Genomic DNA, 15469 nt, shown 5'->3' on the forward strand with positions numbered 1-15469 from the left:
TCCATCGGATGGCGCAAGGCTCCGCGCCCAACAGCTGCGGGCATCGACCGGCATCCGTCCGGTCCCGCCGCGCTTGTCCGAAACGATAGTCAGTGGTCCTCCGAAGCGTCAATCAAGTATGTAACTGGTGAGTGGGTTCGTGGGCTGCGGGCCGGCATGAGGGCGGATTTGTCGCAGCAGCCGGAACCGTCAGCGGGCGATGCCCGCCCGAAGGTCCACGTTCAGGATGTTCGGTGGCCGGTACGCTCGCGCACCGTCGCCGGGACGACGTTGCGGGCGCAACGGCGATATGTTGCGGCCGTCGGCGCAACGATCACGGATCGGAACATGGGCTCCCCCAGGACGCGGCGGGCGTCTTGCGCGCCCTGCTGCCCTAACGTTAGCAGAACCTTACCGTGCCAGGTCAAGCTGATTGCGACAATCGCCGTTCTCATCCCTTCGTCGAATTTCACAGCGCGAGTCGGCTAATTCGTGGACGAGCCGCGGCGGGCATGCATCGCCCGCCGGACAGCTCCGTTCAGCCGAGCTGTGCCCCCATCGCCTCGTTGATCCAGAGCCAGGGATCGTCGACATGGCACGGGTCTTCGCCGCGCAGGATCGCCTGCAGCTTCTGGTAGCGCAGCGAGCGCGCGTGATGCTTGCGGTACTGATCGAGATGCCAGGCGAGGAAAGCCGCGTCCGGCGCGCGCCGCATGGCCTTGGCGGAGGCGCCCAGCCAGTCGCTGGCAATCGAACGGCCGGTCTCGCCGTCAGGCCTCTCGCCCGACGCGATGGCGGCGCGGGTCCGCGCAAGGATGGCGTCGGCGGCCCGGGCATAGGCTTCGGCGTCGAAATCGGCGGCCCACATGCCCGCCATCTCGGCCCGCATGGTCGCGATGAACTGCGCATCGCCCAGCATGGCGGTGATTTCGGTCCATGCATCGATCTGCTCGGGCGTCGGCGCGTCCGGCAGTTCCGGGGTGCCGGCCTCGATCATCTGCCGCTTCCAGGCGTCGTCAATGGTCATGCCGGCGGTCACGGCATCAAAGAACCTTTCGACCATTGTGCGCGACTGGGCATTGGTCAGGCTGGTCATGGTCCACAATCTCCTCAGATTGGCTTCAGACGGGGACGGGGTGCGCAGCGTCGCCCGCAGCACGGCGGCGAGACGGCGCTTGGCGGCGATATCGGCTTCCAGCGCCTTCAGGCGCAGCGACAGGACCTCGCCGAGCGAGACCGGCCGCGTCAGCACGCGGCGGATCGCGGCAAGGCCGAGGCCCGATGCGCGCAGCGCGCGGATCAGGTCGAGCCGGGCGATATCGGCAGCGGCATAGACGCGGTAGTTGGCGGCCGTGCGCTCGTGCGGCGGCAGCAGGCCACGGTCGGAATAGAAGCGGATGCGCCGGACCGACACGCCGCTCAGCCGTGAGAGCTCGCCGATGGTGTGGAATGTTTCCGTCATGCGGCCGTCGTAGCGCCTCCATCTGGTGGAGGGTCAAGGGCGCCGCGTGATCGCGCTGCGTGACGGTTCCGGGCCGTCCCGGCGTTCAGACGAAGGCGCTGAGCCCGGTGATCGCCTTGCCGACGATCAGCGTGTTCATCTCGCGCGTGCCCTCGTAGGAATAGATCGCCTCGGCATCGGCGACGAAGCGGCCGATATGGTTGTCGAGCAGGATGCCGTTGCCGCCGAGCAGCTCGCGGGCATAACCCACCGTCTCCCGGCATTTGACCGTGCAATAGGCCTTGGCGAGCGAGGCGTGCTCGTCGAGCATTGCGCCCTCGTCCTGCAGTTGGCCGAGGCGGAGCAGCATCATCTGGGTCGCCGTGACATTGCCGAGCATGCGGACGAGCAGGTCCTGGACGAGCTGGAAGCCGCCGATCGGCCGGCCGAACTGGGTGCGCGTCTGGGCATAACGCAGGGCATGCTCATAGGCGCCCATGCCGCAGCCGACGGCGAAGCCGGCGACCCCGGCGCGGGTCATCCGCAGCACCTTGGCGGTATCCTTGAAGCTGTTGGCGTTCTGCAGCCGGTCGGCTTCAGGAACGCGGCAGTCGGCCAGCGTGATGAGGCCGTTCTGGACCACGCGCAGGGCCATCTTGTTGTGGATCTTCTCGACCGAGAAGCCGGGATTGTCCTTGAGGACGACGAAGCCCTTGACCTGGCCGGAGGTCTCCTCGCGGGCCCAGATGACGTTGAGATCGGCGAAGGGCGCGTTGCCGATCCATTTCTTCTGGCCGTTCAGCACCCAGCCGTCGCCGTCGCGCCGGCAGGTTGTCTTCATGCCCCCGGAGGTAGCCGAGCCGACATCCGGCTCGGTCAGGCAGAACGAACCGATCTTTTCCCAGCGCATCATGGCGGGCAGCCAGCGCTGCTTCTGCTCCTCGTCGCCGCAGAGATAGATGGAGCCGGCCGAAAGTCCGGTATGGACGCCCCAGAAGGTGGCGATCGATGCGTCGACGCGGGCGATCTCCATGCACAGCACGGCGTTCAGCAACCAGCTGCCGCCGGCGCTGCCGTAGCCGCGATAGCCGATGCCGGCAATGTCCAGCGCGCGCAGCTTGGGCACGATCTCGAAAGGGAACGCGTCCCTTGCCCAATAGTCCTCGATGATCGGGGCGATCTCGCTTTCCATGAAATCGCGCACGCGCCTGACGATCGTCCGCTCGTCCTCGCCGAGGAGGTGCAGCATTCGATAGAAGTCGCCATTGACCGGCGGTGGAGCATAAGCGGGCTTCTGGCTCTCGGTCGCATGTGCAGTCATGGTCGGCCTCGCTGATCTCATGCTGACGGTGTGCTGGTCGGTTCGATGATGCCTGTCCTTGCCGGGAAGGGCCCGGTGCGATGCCCCGCGGCTGTGCCCTGGCGGCGGCCGCGGGATCCGTGTGCTGGGGGATGGTAGCGCAGATCGTGCGTCGCGCCATCGGCCGATGCGTCCATGGGCCCGGAAAGCCGCGCCCATCGGGCAGGACCGTGCGGGGGACGGTGTCGCGCCTGTCCCGCCCGCGCGGCTCAGTCGTGCATGGCCGTGTTGTAGAGCAAGCCGACGGTGCGCCCGTCGCGATCGGTCGCCGACAGGGCCACCCAGTCTTCTTCCGCCTCCAGGCTGGGCTCGGCCTGCTGGCGCTGGTGCAGGGCGGTGACGCGATACCGGCCCGTGGCCGGCGAACAGCCGTTGGCGGCAAGCGCCTGCTGCAGCAGGGCGGCGCGGCGCGCGGCGGGCGCTGTGCCGCGCGCGCGGTCGGCGAGGGCGACGACCACCTTGGCTGCGGCGATGCCGTCCGGGCAGACATAGGCGGGATTGCGCGTTTCGACCTCGATCATTCCCTCACGCGTCGCGTCGCGCAGGAAATAGCCGAGGGCATCGCGCGGATGCCGGTCGTTGCCCTCCTCGCCGACGAGGCCGATCACCTGGCGGCCGTCGACGGCCGTGCCGCGATAGAGCATGTAGGTCTGCGGCGGATGGAACGCTTCGACCCGAAAGCGCTGCAGCACTTCGGTGATGCGGATCGTGCCGGAGCGGTCCGGGCGGGCGCGGCAGCCGGTGGCCTGATAGCCGCCGGCAATATCCGAGCGCTGGAGATAGCCGACCATCTGCCGTCCGGCGCTTTCGCTCGGACAGAGATAGGTGCCGAAATCCTCGGCGATCTCGACCTGCCGGGGCAGCGCCTCGGTCTGTGCATGGGCGGCCGGAGCAAAGGCGAGAGCGAAGGCGACAAGGCCGAGGGCTGCGCGGGAAGATGTCATCGTCGGATCCGGTTCAACACGGCATGCAAGGCGCTTGCCGGCACCGGGCGAGGCCGCGCCGACGACGGCCGGCCGAGCCCGCTCGCCGCGGCGGCGCGGCCCTGTCAATGAAGGCAGGGCCGGCGCCACCGTGCCGGCCGGCGGCGCTGCCCGCCATTGCGGGCGCTTGTCCGGCCTTGGCGACCGTTGGCGCGTCAGGCCTCGGGCCCGTTGGCGAGCCGCCGCTCCCAGGCGAAGGCATGCTCGACGATCTCGTTGAGATCGTCATGGCGCGGCTGCCAGGCAAGGCGGGCCTTGGCGAGCGCCGGATTGGCGACGACCGCCGCCGCATCGCCCGGCCGGCGCGGCGCATAATCGGCGCGGAAGTCGACCCGGGTGACCTTGCGCACGGTGTCGATCACCTCCTGCACCGAGTAGCCGCGGCCATAACCGCAATTCGCCACCATGCTGGCGCCGCCGGCACGCAGATAGGCAAGCGCCGCGGAATGGGCGCGAACGAGGTCGGTGACATGGATATAGTCGCGCACGCAGGTGCCGTCGGGCGTCGGATAGTCGGTGCCGAAGACGTCCATCTTGGCGCGCAGGCCGAGCGCCGTCTGCACCGCCACCTTGATGAGATGGGTGGCGTTCGGCGAGGACTGGCCGGTGCGACCCGCCGGATCAGCGCCGGCGACGTTGAAATAGCGCAGCACGACATAGTCGAGCGGATGGGCCGCGGCGGCATCGCGCAGCATCCATTCGGTGATCAGCTTGGAGGTGCCGTAGGGGCTTTCGGGCCGGGTCGGCGCGTCCTCCGCCACCGGCATCACCTCGGGCGTGCCATAGACCGCGGCGGTCGAGGAAAAGATGAAGTGGCGGACGCCCGTCGCCACCGCGGCGGCCATCACGGCGCGCGTCTTGACGGTGTTGGAGAGATAGTAGCCGAGCGGGTCGGAGACCGAGTCCGGCACCACGATGCGGGCGGCGAAATGGATGATGGCATCGGCGCCGTGCTGGCGGATCACCCGTTCGACCAGGTCCTGGTCGCCCATGTCGCCGACGATCAGCGTGGCGCGCGGATCCACCGCCCAGGGAAAGCCGGTGGAGAGATTGTCGAGGACAACGACGGCTTCACCGGCGTCCAGCAGTTCGAGAACCATGTGGCTGCCGATATAGCCGGCGCCGCCGGTGACAAGCACAGTCATGCACTTCTCCAGGTTGGCCCCCGAACCGGCCCTTCCTTGGCCCGATCGGGACCGAAGGTCAAGAAAGCGCGAGCCGCCGGGGGCTGCGTGCGGCGGTCTCGAAGCCGGCCGGCGGCAGGCCCGCGGCATCGTCGCCGCGCCCGATCGAGACATAGCGCAGGCCGGCCCGGGCGGCGATGGCGGGGTCGAACAGATTGCGCAGGTCGATGAGCAGCGGCGTCTTCATCACTCCTGCGAGCTGCGACAGGTCGAGGCGGGCAAACTCGTCCCATTCGGTGATGAGCACGGCGGCATCGGCGCCCTCGCAGGCGGAAAAGGCGCTGGTCGCCATGGCGACGTCGGGCAGGAGCGGGGCGGCATTGGCCATGCCGGCCGGATCGTAGGCGCGAATCACCGCACCGGCCTTGATCAGCCGTGGCAGGATGACGAGGGAGGCCGCCGAGCGCATGTCGTCGGTGTCAGGCTTGAAGGTGAGGCCGAGCACGGCGAGGGTCTTGCCGGCGACCGAGCCGCCGGCAGCACGTACGATCTTGCGCACCATTTCGCCCTTGCGGGCATCGTTGACCGCGACAGCCGTCTCCACCGACCGCAGCGGCACGCCATGGTCCTGTGCGGTCTTCATCAGGGCCAGCATGTCCTTCGGGAAGCAGGAGCCGCCGAAACCGGGGCCTGCCTTGAGGAATTTCGCGCCGATGCGGCTGTCGAGACCGATGCCGCGCGAGACATCGACGACATCGGCGCCGACCTCCTCGCACAGATTGGCGATCTCGTTGATGTAGGTGATCTTGAGTGCCAGGAAGCTGTTGGCGGCATATTTGATCAACTCGGCCGTGCGCCTGTTGGTGACGACCAGAGGTGCCCCTTTGGCGGTCAGCGGCGCGTAGAGCGCGGCCATCAGCGCTCCGGCCCGCTCCTCCTCGACCCCGACCACGATGCGATCGGGAGCCAGGAAATCGGCGATCGCGACGCCTTCGCGCAGGAATTCGGGATTGGAGACGACGGCAAAATCGGCGTCCGGACGGCGTGCCCGGATGATGGCCTCGACCTCGTCGCCCGTGCCCACCGGCACTGTCGATTTGGTGACGACGAGGGTAAAGGCACAAAGCGCCGTGGCGATCTCGCCGGCAACTGCGTGCACGCCGGAAATGTCGGCATGGCCGTCGGCTGGCCGGGGCGGCGTGCCGACGCAGATGAAGACGGCGTCGGCATCGGCGACGGCGGGCGCCAGATCGGTCGTGAAGGACAGGCGGCCGGCGCCGGCCGTGTTCGAAACCAGGCGCTCGAGTCCGGCCTCGTAGATCGGCATCCGTCCGATCTTCAAGCCGCCGATGCGCTCGGCGTCACGGTCGACGATGACGACCTCATGGCCGGTCTCGGCGAGGCAGGCGCCGGTGACGAGCCCGACATATCCGGCGCCGACAATGGTGATCCGCATGGCGTCCGCCCCTGGTGGCGAGCCTTGGGGACGAACTGCCGCGAGTCGGCCCGAAGGCAATCAGGGGAGTCTGAGTGCCAAATGCCGATGACAAGCCGAAGACAGGGCACCGGCGCTCTTGGCCGGTCAGGCGCGGCTGCCGGCCACCTTTTTCGGCTGTGGCGCCGGCCGATCGCCGAGGCAGCGCATGGCGATGTCGAGGCTGGCAAGGCCGTCGGCGCCACCGACCACGGGCGCCGTACGGCTCTTCACCGCCTCGACGAAGGCCAGGAGCTCGGCGCGCAGCGGCTCGGCATAGGCGACCGACAGGTGGCGCATCGAATAGCTGCCGTCGGGCTTGTAGTCGAAACATTCGGTGACCTGGCGGGTGATGAGGTCACCGGTAATGTACTTGTTGCGGGTCGCTACATGCACCGTGCGCGCCTTGAACGGCGTCAGCCAGTTGGTGTTGATGTGGGCCAGCACGCCCGAGGCGGTGCGGAACTGCAGCAGCGCAATGTCCTCGCGGGCCGCGTGGATCGAGTTGGTCTGCGGCTGGATGTCGGAGATTTCCGAGCCGGTGAACCAGCGGATCAGGTCGATGTCGTGCACGGCGAGGTCGATGACGACGCCGATGTCGGACATGCGCGGCGGGAACGGCCCGACCCGGGTGATCTGGATCGACAGGATGTCCTCGCCCGCCAGCGCTTCCTTGATCGACTGGACCGCTGGATTGAAGCGCTCGACATGGCCGACCATCAGCGTCACGCCGGCCTTCTCGGCGGCGGCGATGATGCGGCTGCCCTCCTCGACCGACTGGGCGATGGGCTTTTCCACGAGGACATGGACGCCGCGGGCGATGGCTTCGAGCGCGATCGGCGTATGCAGTTGCGTGGGGGCGGCGATGGTCAGGGCATCGATGCCGGCGTCGAGCAGCGCCGACAGGCTCGCATAGCCGCCGCAGCCGAGGCGGCTCGTCACGAACTTGACCTGTTCGGCGTCGGGATCGGCAACGCCGACAAGGGTGATGCCGGGCAGTTCCGCAAAGACCCGGGCATGGTTCTTGCCCATCACGCCGCAGCCGATGACGCCCACGCGCAGGCTCGCCCCGCCGTCCTGGTTCTTGCTCATACCCGTCGATTCCTCAAAAGATCGGCCGCGGCGATCCGAGCCGGGCGACGCAACCCGTATACAGTTTCCCATCGCAACGGCGCAAATGGGCGCACATCACGCATCGTTACCAATTGCATCCGTGCGGGAACGCCGCATTCTTGCCGTTGGACACGGGCACGAGCCTTGCCTACAACACCGGCCGATGCAGTCTTGCGGAGGATGCCATGCCCGCCTTGGCGGACCTGAAGGTCAAGCTCTACACCGACGGGGCCGAAAAGGCCTCGATCGTCGAAATGGCGCAGAAGCCCTGGATTCGCGGCTTCACCACCAATCCCTCGCTGCTGAAGAAGGCCGGCGTTTCCGACTATGCCGCCTATGCCAAGGATCTCGTCGCCGCGGTGCCCGACCATCACATCTCCTTCGAGGTGTTCTCGGACGACCTCAAGGAGATCGAGGCTCAGGCCAGGGTGATCGCGACCTGGGGCCGTAACGTCTATGTGAAGCTGCCGGTGACCAACACCAAGGGCGAGCCGCTTTACGACCTCATTCACAAGCTGTCGCGCGAGGGCGTGAAGATCAACTTCACCGCGCTCTATACCGAAGCGCAGGTCAAGGCGTCGGTCGATGCGCTGCGCGGCGGCGCGCCGTCGATCGTCTCGGTCTTCGCCGGACGGCTCGGCGATGCCGGCCACGACTACATGCCGGTGATGAAATATGCGGTCGGCCTTGCGCGCGGCACCGACACCGTCGAGGTGATCTGGGCGTCGACCCGCGAGGTCTGGAACGTCATCGAGGCCGACCGCATCGGCTGCCACATCATCACCGCGCCGGCCGACATCCTGAAGAAGCTCGAAGGGCTCGGCCGTGATCCGGAAGCGATCTCGCTCGACACCGTGAAGGGCTTCCGCACCGATGCGCTGGCCGCGGGGCTGACGCTGGCCACCTGAGCGGCGCCTCGCACAAGTCTGCCGGCCTTCGGCGCAAGCCCCCGGGGCCGGCAGGCTCCCGGTTCACCCCGCAGACATCCGTCCCCTGACCGCACCTGCCGAAGGCCAGCCTTTGCGCCGATCGCCCATCCAAGGTCTTCCTGCGTGATCCGGAGCATCTTCTCCGTCTCGGCGCTGACGCTGGTCAGCCGTGCCATCGGCTTCGTGCGCGACATGATGCTGGCGAGCGTGCTGGGCGCGAGCGCGGTGTCGGACGCCTTCAACGTCGCCTTCCGGATCCCCAATCACTTCCGCTCGATCTTCGCCGAGGGCGCGTTCAACGCCGCCTTCGTGCCGGCCTTCGCGCGCGTCGCGGCGGAGCGGGGACGCGATGCGGCGCTGGTCTTCGCCGATCGCATCTTCGCCTATCTCCTGCTGGCCCAGCTCGTCCTGCTCGGACTGGCACTGGTCTTCATGCCGGCGGTCGTGTCGCTGCTCGCGCCGGGCTTCACCGGCGACGGCATGCGGTTCGGCCTCGCGGTCGAGCTCACCCGCATCACCTTTCCCTATCTCGCCTTCATTTCGCTGGTCGTGCTGATCGGCGGCGTGCTCAACGCGGTCGGCCGGTTCGCGGCGCCCGCCGCGACGGCGATCCTCCTCAATGTCGCGATGATCGCGACGCTGCTGCTCGCCGGCCATTTCCCGACGGCAGGCCATGCCGTCGCCTGGGGTGTCCTGATCTCGGGCGTCCTGCAATTCGTGCTGGTGGCGGCGGATGCGCTGCGCGCCAATGTCATGCTGGAATTCCGCCTGCCCAAGATCACGCCGGAGGTGAAGCAGTTCTGGGCGACCTTCGTGCCGGCGGCCGCCGGTTCGGCGGGCAGCCAGATCGCCGTCTTCGCGGACACGATCATCGCGAGCTTCCTGGTCGAGGGCGCCATCACCTGGCTCTATTTCGCCGACCGGATGAACCAGCTGCCGATCGGCGTCATCGCGGTCGCCGTCGGCACCGTGCTCCTCTCCGAAATGAGCCGGCGGATCGCCGCCGGCGACGAGGCCGGCGCGCGCCATGCGCAGCTGCGCGCCATCGAGCTGACGCTGGTCTTCACCCTGCCGGCGGTCGCCGCCTTCATGATCGTGCCGGACACGCTGATGGGTGCCCTGTTCGTCCACGGCCGGTTCACCGCCGCCGACGCGCTGCAGTCGGCGCGCGCGCTGTCCGCCTATGCCTTCGGCCTTGCCGCCTTCGTGCTGATCCGCTCGTTCACGGTCACCTTCCACGCGCGTGGCGATACCCGCACGCCGGTCATCGCCATGGTCATCGCCATCCTCATCAACATTGCCCTGAAGCTCCTGCTGATGCGGCCGCTCGGTCATGTCGGCCTCGCGCTCGCCACCGGCGCGGGGGCGTGGATGAACCTGATCCTGCTCGGCTGGTTCGCCCGCCGCCAGGGCCTGATGGGGCTCGACGCGCGGGCCCGGCGCGTGCTGCCGCGGCTGTTCCTCGCCTTCGGCATCCTGGCCGCGACGCTCGCGGCCGGCTCCTACGCGCTGCGCGCGGCGCTCGGCACGGGCGTCGGGGCCGACCGCCTCGCGCTCGTGGTGCTGATGACCGCCGGTGCGTTCGCCTATGGCGGCACCCTCGTCGTGCTGTTCGGCCGGGAATTCCTGTCCGACCTGAAGCGGCTGCGGCGCGGCATGGCGAATGGCGACGGCTGACATCCCGCCACGGGTTTGAAGGATCAATCGCCAGGATCTATCCCGCCGCCGTCATGTCTTAGCCGATGTCGCCGACGACCCACGCGAACAAGCTGACGATCGTTATTTGCCGAAGGGACAGGTGATCTTGCCCGAGGCCATCCGACGGCGCTACGGCTGGCACGCTGGAACGCGGCTGATCGTCGAAGAAGCGGTCGACGGTTGTGCTCCTGAAGCCGGCAGAAGTCTTTGCCAGGACAAAGCCGAACGAGGTCTTCGGGTTGCTTGCGCACGAGGGCCCGCCGAAGAGGCTCGATGAGATGGAAGCCGGTCTTGAAGCCGAGGTGCGGCGGCGGCATGCTCGGGACTGACAGAGCTTCGTTGTCCGGCGCTCTCTCCAATCGATGCCGTCACGAATGCCTCAAGGCGCCGCTACAGTCCGTCGCGTGCCTCGATATTGACCCAGAAGACGCAGCGCCGCTCCAGCCATTTCAGGGCGCCGTGCAGCGCCACGCCGACGATCGAGAGCACGACGAAGAGCGAGAAGGCGCCGGCAATGTCGAGCTGGTAGTTGGCCTGCAGGATGAGGAAGCCGAGGCCGTAGTTCGAGCCGACGAATTCGGCGACGATCGCGCCGATCACCGCCAGCACGATGGCGGTGTTGAGCCCCGCGAAGACGAAGGGCAGGGCGTTGGGAAAGCGGACATAACGGAACACCTGCCAGCGCGAGGCGGCGAGCGCCCCCAGCAGGTCGAGCCGGTCCTGGTCGATGGCGCGCAGGCCGGCGATGACGTTGACCAGCACCGGAAACAGCGAGACGAGGGCGACGACCAGGATCTTCGACGTGACGCCGAAGCCGAACCAGACGACCATCAGCGGCGCGATGGCGACCTTCGGCACGGTCTGCAGCGCCACCACATAGGGATAGACGATGCGCTCCATCGTCGGGAACACGACGATGACCGTGCCGAGCGCGAGGCCCATCAGGCTGCCGATGACGAAGCCCGCCACCGCCTCGACCACGGTGACGGCGGCATGGGCGGGATAGAGGCCGGTGACCAGTCCGGACCAGAGCGCCGTGACGACGGCCGACGGCGCGGGCACCAGGAAGCCCGGCACGTCGAGCAGCCGGATGACGAGTTCCCAGGACCCCATCAGCACGACGAAGACGACCAGCGGCAGCCCGAAGCGCCCCCAGAGCCGGCGCACCGGCGGCGGCGCATCGGCGACGTCGGGCCTGTCGGCGGGCGCGCCGGCCCGGTCACCATTCAGCACGTGTTCCATGGTTCTCCCCGCCGGCGACATGGCCGCCCAACAGTCCGCGTATCTCCCGCACCAGCGCGCCGAATTCGGGACGCAGCATGTCGTCGAGCGTGCGCATCCGCGGGATGGGGTTGGCGATGATCTTCAGGACGCGGCCGGGCCGCGGCGACATCACCACGATCCGGTCGGCGAGGAACACCGCCTCGGGGATCGAATGGGTGATGAACAGGACGGTCTTGCCGCTCGCCTGCCAGATCCGCTGCAGCTCGGAGTTCATCTGCTCGCGGGTCAGCGCGTCGAGCGCCCCGAACGGCTCGTCCATGAGCAGCAGCGGAGCATCGTAGACGAGCGCCCGGGCGATCGCGGCGCGCTGCTGCATGCCGCCGGAGAGCTCGTTCGGATAGGCGGTCTCGAAGCCGCCGAGGCCGACGAGGCGCAGCAGGGCGAGGGCGCGCTCGCGGCCCGTCGTCCGGTCCTGCTTGAGCACGTCGATCGGCAGCATCACATTGTCGAGGATCGAGCGCCATGGCAGCAGAACCGGGCTCTGGAAGACGATGCCGACGTCGCCGCGCGGCTTCATCACCTGCCGGCCGCGCACGGCGAGCCGTCCCGCCGTCGGCGTGCGCAGCCCGGAGACGAGCTTGATCAGGGTCGACTTGCCGCAACCGGAGGGGCCGACGATCGCGATGAACTCGCCGTCGCGGATGTCCATCGACACGTGATCGAGCGCATGGACCTGGGTCTCGCCGCGGTTGAACACCATGCTGACGTTCTGCACCGAGAGGGCGCTGACCGGTTCGCCGTCCGGCGCGGCACCGGGCCTTGCCATCGTTTCGCCTGCGACAGCGCTTTCCATGCGAGCTCCCCTCCTGGGATGCAGGGCCAAGGGCCGTGTCAGCCGGCCGCCCTGGCCATGGCGACGATGGCCTCCTGATCGAACCGGTTGACGTCGGTCGTCAGGGCATTGGTGAACAGCGCCTCGGTCGGCACGGGGCGTTCCTGCAGCTTCTGCTCGATCAGGAACTTCTGCATGTCGTCCCACTGCGCGGCCGACATCTCGCCCCAGGGCACCGATGCGTCGCGATAGTCCTTCCACAGCTCGGCCGTGGAGGAGAGGATGTATTCCGAGCGCTTCAGCGCCTGGTCCTCGCTCAGGCCTTGCGGCTTGCCGAACAGATTCCAGAAATGCCGCACCGTGGCGGCGGGGTTGACCTCGGCGAAGATGGAGGATTTGGCGATGCCCCGCAGCGTCCGGACCACGGCCTCCCGGTTGTCCTTCAGGAAGGCCGTGTTGACGGCGATCACCGCGCTCGGCGCGCTGCGCGAGAACCGGCGGAACTTGATGCCGAGAGTCTCGATCAGCGCATGCTGGGCGCGGAACAGCGACAACGCCTGGATCCGCCCGGCATTGAGGGCGGCGGCGGCCTGGGCGCCGTTGCCGACCGGGATCAGGCCGACGGAGGAATTCGGATCGAGCCCGGCATCGGTCAGCATGGCGCGCAGCGAGGGAATGGCGCCCGAGGCGAGATTGGCGACGCCGATGGTCTTGCCCTTGAGATCGGCGACGCTGCGGATGCCGCTCGTCTCCGGCACGACGATTTCGTAGATGTTGCCGCGGTCCTGCAGATAGACGGCGGTGATCGGCAGCTGCGGGTTGCGCGCCTTGGCGAGGATCAGCACGTCCATGCCAAGATAGCCCATCTGAACCTGGCCGGCGGCGATCAGCTGCAGCGTCGCGGCCGAGCCGGCGGCGGTGCCGAACTCGACGTCGACGCCGTCGTCCTTGAAGAAGCCGAGCGGATTCCCGAGAAACAGGAAGCCGTGATAGGCCTCGACGGTGGCGGACGCGCCCCACAGCTTGACCTTGGGGCGCTGCTGGGCCCGTGCCGGGCCGGCCAGCATGAGCGGCAGCGCGGCGGCGAGCGTGAAGCTGCGTCGTGTCATGCCCGCTGCGGACGCCATGGCGGCGCGGCGGTCGATCGCCTGTCGTGCCTCGGGCATGGGCCTCCCCTCTCGTCTCCTCGCGCCTTCGGCGCGTTATTGTCCGTGCGGTACCGGGCTGGGCGGGCGCGCCTTGCCGCAAGGCCAGGTCACCGCCGACGCGCCGGCAAGATTGGATCAAGCCGGCCGTCGCGCATAATGCCAAGCGTCTATAGCTGCTATAATCTAAAGGCTTTAGACGCGGCGGAGGCCCGGCCGTAGGTTCGGCCCGATCCTCGGGCCGAGATTGCAGCCGCCATGTCACGCCATGATTTCACCAGCGCCGAGTTCGGCGCGCGCCGGGCGCGGGTGCGCCAGGCCGTCGCCGAGGCCGGTCTCGACTGGATGATCCTGTTCCACCCGGTCTCGATCCATTGGCTGACCGGGTCCGATGCCAAGAGCTACCAGGCCTTCCAGTGCCTGATCCTGGCGGCCGAGGACCGGCCGACGGTCATGCTGACGCGCGAGGCCGAGCGCGCCGAGTTCGAAGAGGACGCGCTGATCGACCAGCTCGAGACCTGGGGCGGGCCGGAGCCGGAAGACCCGCTCGCGCTGTTCGAGCGGATCGCGGGCCGGCTCAACCTCCGGCGCGGCCGGGTCGGCATCGAGGTTCCCGCCTATTACCTGCATCCGCACCACTATCTCGGCGTGAAGTCCATCCTCGGCGCCGCTCTCGTTGCCGAGCCGAACCATCTCGTGCACGATCTCAAGATGGTGAAGTCGCCGGCCGAGCTCGCTTATGTCAGGCGCTCGGCCGAGATCGCCGACGCCGCCATGGCGGTGTTCGCCGCGAGCCTCGCCGAGGGCGAGACCGAGCTCGCCGTCGCCGGCGCGGTCTATGCCGCGCTTCTGAAGCACGGCAGCGGCCTGCCGGCCAGCACGCTCAATCTCGTCTCCGGCGAGCGGTCATGCTTCAGCCATGGCGCGCCGACCGAGCGCCGCCTCAAGCCGGGCGATTTCGGCAATGTCGAATATGGTGCGGCGTTCAGGCGCTATACCGCGACGATCGGCCGGCAGTTCTCGATCGGCCGGCCGACGCCGCGCATGAACGAGCTGCATGCGATCGCGCTCGAGGCGGCGGACGCCCTGATCGCCGAGATCCGCGCCGGCGTGCCGGCGATCCGGCCGCACGAGGCGGCGAAGCGGGTGATCGCGCGCGAGGGGCTCGACCGCCACCGCGTCCACACCTCCGGTTACGGGCTCGCGCCGGGCTTTCCGCCGTCCTGGGGCGAGCCGGTCAACATGTTCGGCGGCTCGCGCCATGTGCTCGAGGCGGGCATGGTCCTGTCGGTCGAGCCGCCGATCTTCATCGCCGAGGAAAAGCTCGGCGTCCGGCTGATCGACAACGTGCTGGTGACGGCCGACGGCGCCGAGCTGCTGTCGCGCCATCCGCGCGGCATGATCATCGTCGACTGAGCGCCCGTCGGCGCGAATGAATTATATCAGCTATAGGTGCTTTGCCTTGGACGTATGAGCGTGTGGCCGGCAGACTGGTTCCCATGGGGGTCCCGATCGGCCCCTTCGGTGCCTGCGAGGACCATCATGCATCAGGCCGTCCGTCCCCTCATCCTCGGTCTCGGCGGGACCACGCGGGCAGGGTCGTCCACCGAGCGTGCGCTGGCCCTGAGCCTGAAGGCGGCGGCCGCGCACGGCGCGGAGACGCTGATGATCGCGGGACCTTCCCTCATGCTGCCCATGTATGTGCCGGGCGAGGTCGAGCGCACGCCTGAAGCGGCGCGGCTCGTCGCGGCGTTCCGGCGCTGCCACGGGGTGATCGTCGCCTCTCCGGCCTATCACGGCTCCATGTCGGGGCTGGTCAAGAACGCGCTCGACTATACCGAGGACCTGAGGGCCGACGAGCGCGTCTATTTCGACGGCCTTGCCGTCGGGCTCATCGTCTGCGCCGGTGGCTGGCAGGCGGGCGGCCAGACGCTGGCAGCTCTGCGCGGCATTGCCCATGCCCTGCGCGGCTGGCCGACGCCGCTCGCCGCCATGCTGAACACCGCGACGCCGGTCTTCGACGCGGCCGGCGACTGTCTCGACCTCTCGGCGCGGTTCCAGCTCCAGGAGGTCGGTCGCCAGGTGGTCGATTTCGCCAAGGCGCGGATCGGCCGCGGCATCGAGGCGGCCGTCGTGCCGCATTAGCCACCGGGCCGCCTCGGCGACC

General features: G+C 68.4%; 13 protein-coding genes and 1 pseudogene. 5 read left to right on the forward strand and 9 right to left on the reverse strand.

The features are described 5' to 3' along the window. Positions 1-517 precede the first annotated feature (517 nt). The 6 genes from OZ671_RS13715 to OZ671_RS13740 form a co-directional block, all read right to left on the reverse strand. A complete protein-coding gene (locus OZ671_RS13715; RefSeq protein ID WP_268861267.1) occupies positions 518-1441 on the reverse strand; it encodes a helix-turn-helix domain-containing protein in 924 nt (307 codons plus the stop codon). Between the two features lie 85 nt (positions 1442-1526). Next, the gene (locus OZ671_RS13720) at positions 1527-2741 is read right to left on the reverse strand and encodes an acyl-CoA dehydrogenase family protein (protein ID WP_268861268.1); all 1215 of its coding nucleotides are present in this window, start codon (positions 2739-2741) and stop codon (positions 1527-1529) included. Positions 2742-2989: 248 nt separating this feature from the next. Next, positions 2990-3724: a hypothetical protein gene (locus OZ671_RS13725; protein WP_268861269.1), complete on the reverse strand. Its 735-nt coding sequence runs from the start codon at positions 3722-3724 to the stop codon at positions 2990-2992. Positions 3725-3918: 194 nt separating this feature from the next. After that, a complete protein-coding gene (galE, locus tag OZ671_RS13730; RefSeq protein WP_268861270.1) occupies positions 3919-4908 on the reverse strand; it encodes a UDP-glucose 4-epimerase GalE in 990 nt (329 codons plus the stop codon). Between the two features lie 58 nt (positions 4909-4966). After that, positions 4967-6343, reverse strand: coding sequence for a UDP-glucose dehydrogenase family protein (locus tag OZ671_RS13735; RefSeq protein WP_268861271.1), 1377 nt, complete (start codon positions 6341-6343; stop codon positions 4967-4969). A 126-nt stretch (positions 6344-6469) separates the two neighbouring features. Next, positions 6470-7453 (reverse strand): Gfo/Idh/MocA family protein, encoded by a 984-nt coding sequence (locus tag OZ671_RS13740; RefSeq protein ID WP_268861272.1) that lies wholly within the window; start codon positions 7451-7453, stop codon positions 6470-6472. Between the two features lie 206 nt (positions 7454-7659). Here OZ671_RS13740 and OZ671_RS13745 point away from each other — a divergent pair, with 206 nt between their 5' ends. From OZ671_RS13745 to OZ671_RS13755, 3 genes and pseudogenes are all read left to right on the forward strand, one after another. Then, complete coding sequence (locus OZ671_RS13745) at positions 7660-8382, forward strand: transaldolase (protein WP_268861273.1); 723 nt, start codon at positions 7660-7662, stop codon at positions 8380-8382. A 144-nt stretch (positions 8383-8526) separates the two neighbouring features. Continuing rightward, on the forward strand, positions 8527-10080 hold the full coding sequence (murJ, locus tag OZ671_RS13750; protein ID WP_268861274.1) for a murein biosynthesis integral membrane protein MurJ: 1554 nt from the start codon (positions 8527-8529) through the stop codon (positions 10078-10080). 106 nt (positions 10081-10186) lie between these two features. Further along, positions 10187-10430: pseudogene (locus OZ671_RS13755) on the forward strand (AbrB/MazE/SpoVT family DNA-binding domain-containing protein). 61 nt (positions 10431-10491) lie between these two features. On the opposite strand, the gene OZ671_RS13760 reads toward OZ671_RS13755, so the two are convergent. The 3 genes from OZ671_RS13760 to OZ671_RS13770 are packed head-to-tail and all read right to left on the reverse strand — an operon-like array spanning position 10492 to position 13323. Further along, the gene (locus OZ671_RS13760; protein ID WP_268861275.1) at positions 10492-11343 is read right to left on the reverse strand and encodes an ABC transporter permease; all 852 of its coding nucleotides are present in this window, start codon (positions 11341-11343) and stop codon (positions 10492-10494) included. Next, the gene (locus OZ671_RS13765) at positions 11321-12178 is read right to left on the reverse strand and encodes an ABC transporter ATP-binding protein (protein ID WP_442957081.1); all 858 of its coding nucleotides are present in this window, start codon (positions 12176-12178) and stop codon (positions 11321-11323) included. Before OZ671_RS13765 ends, OZ671_RS13760 begins: the two co-directional genes overlap by 23 nt. A gap of 38 nt (positions 12179-12216) precedes the next feature. Then, a complete protein-coding gene (locus OZ671_RS13770) occupies positions 12217-13323 on the reverse strand; it encodes an ABC transporter substrate-binding protein (RefSeq protein WP_268861276.1) in 1107 nt (368 codons plus the stop codon). Between the two features lie 237 nt (positions 13324-13560). Between OZ671_RS13770 and OZ671_RS13775 the strand changes: the two genes are divergently transcribed. Continuing rightward, positions 13561-14718, forward strand: a complete 1158-nt coding sequence (locus OZ671_RS13775) for a M24 family metallopeptidase (protein WP_268861277.1) — start codon at positions 13561-13563, stop codon at positions 14716-14718. Between the two features lie 126 nt (positions 14719-14844). Further along, complete coding sequence (locus tag OZ671_RS13780) at positions 14845-15447, forward strand: NADPH-dependent FMN reductase (RefSeq protein ID WP_268861278.1); 603 nt, start codon at positions 14845-14847, stop codon at positions 15445-15447. Positions 15448-15469 lie beyond the last annotated feature (22 nt).

It is taken from the genome of Phreatobacter sp. AB_2022a (assembly GCF_026847585.1).
GTDB lineage: Bacteria > Pseudomonadota > Alphaproteobacteria > Rhizobiales > Phreatobacteraceae > Phreatobacter.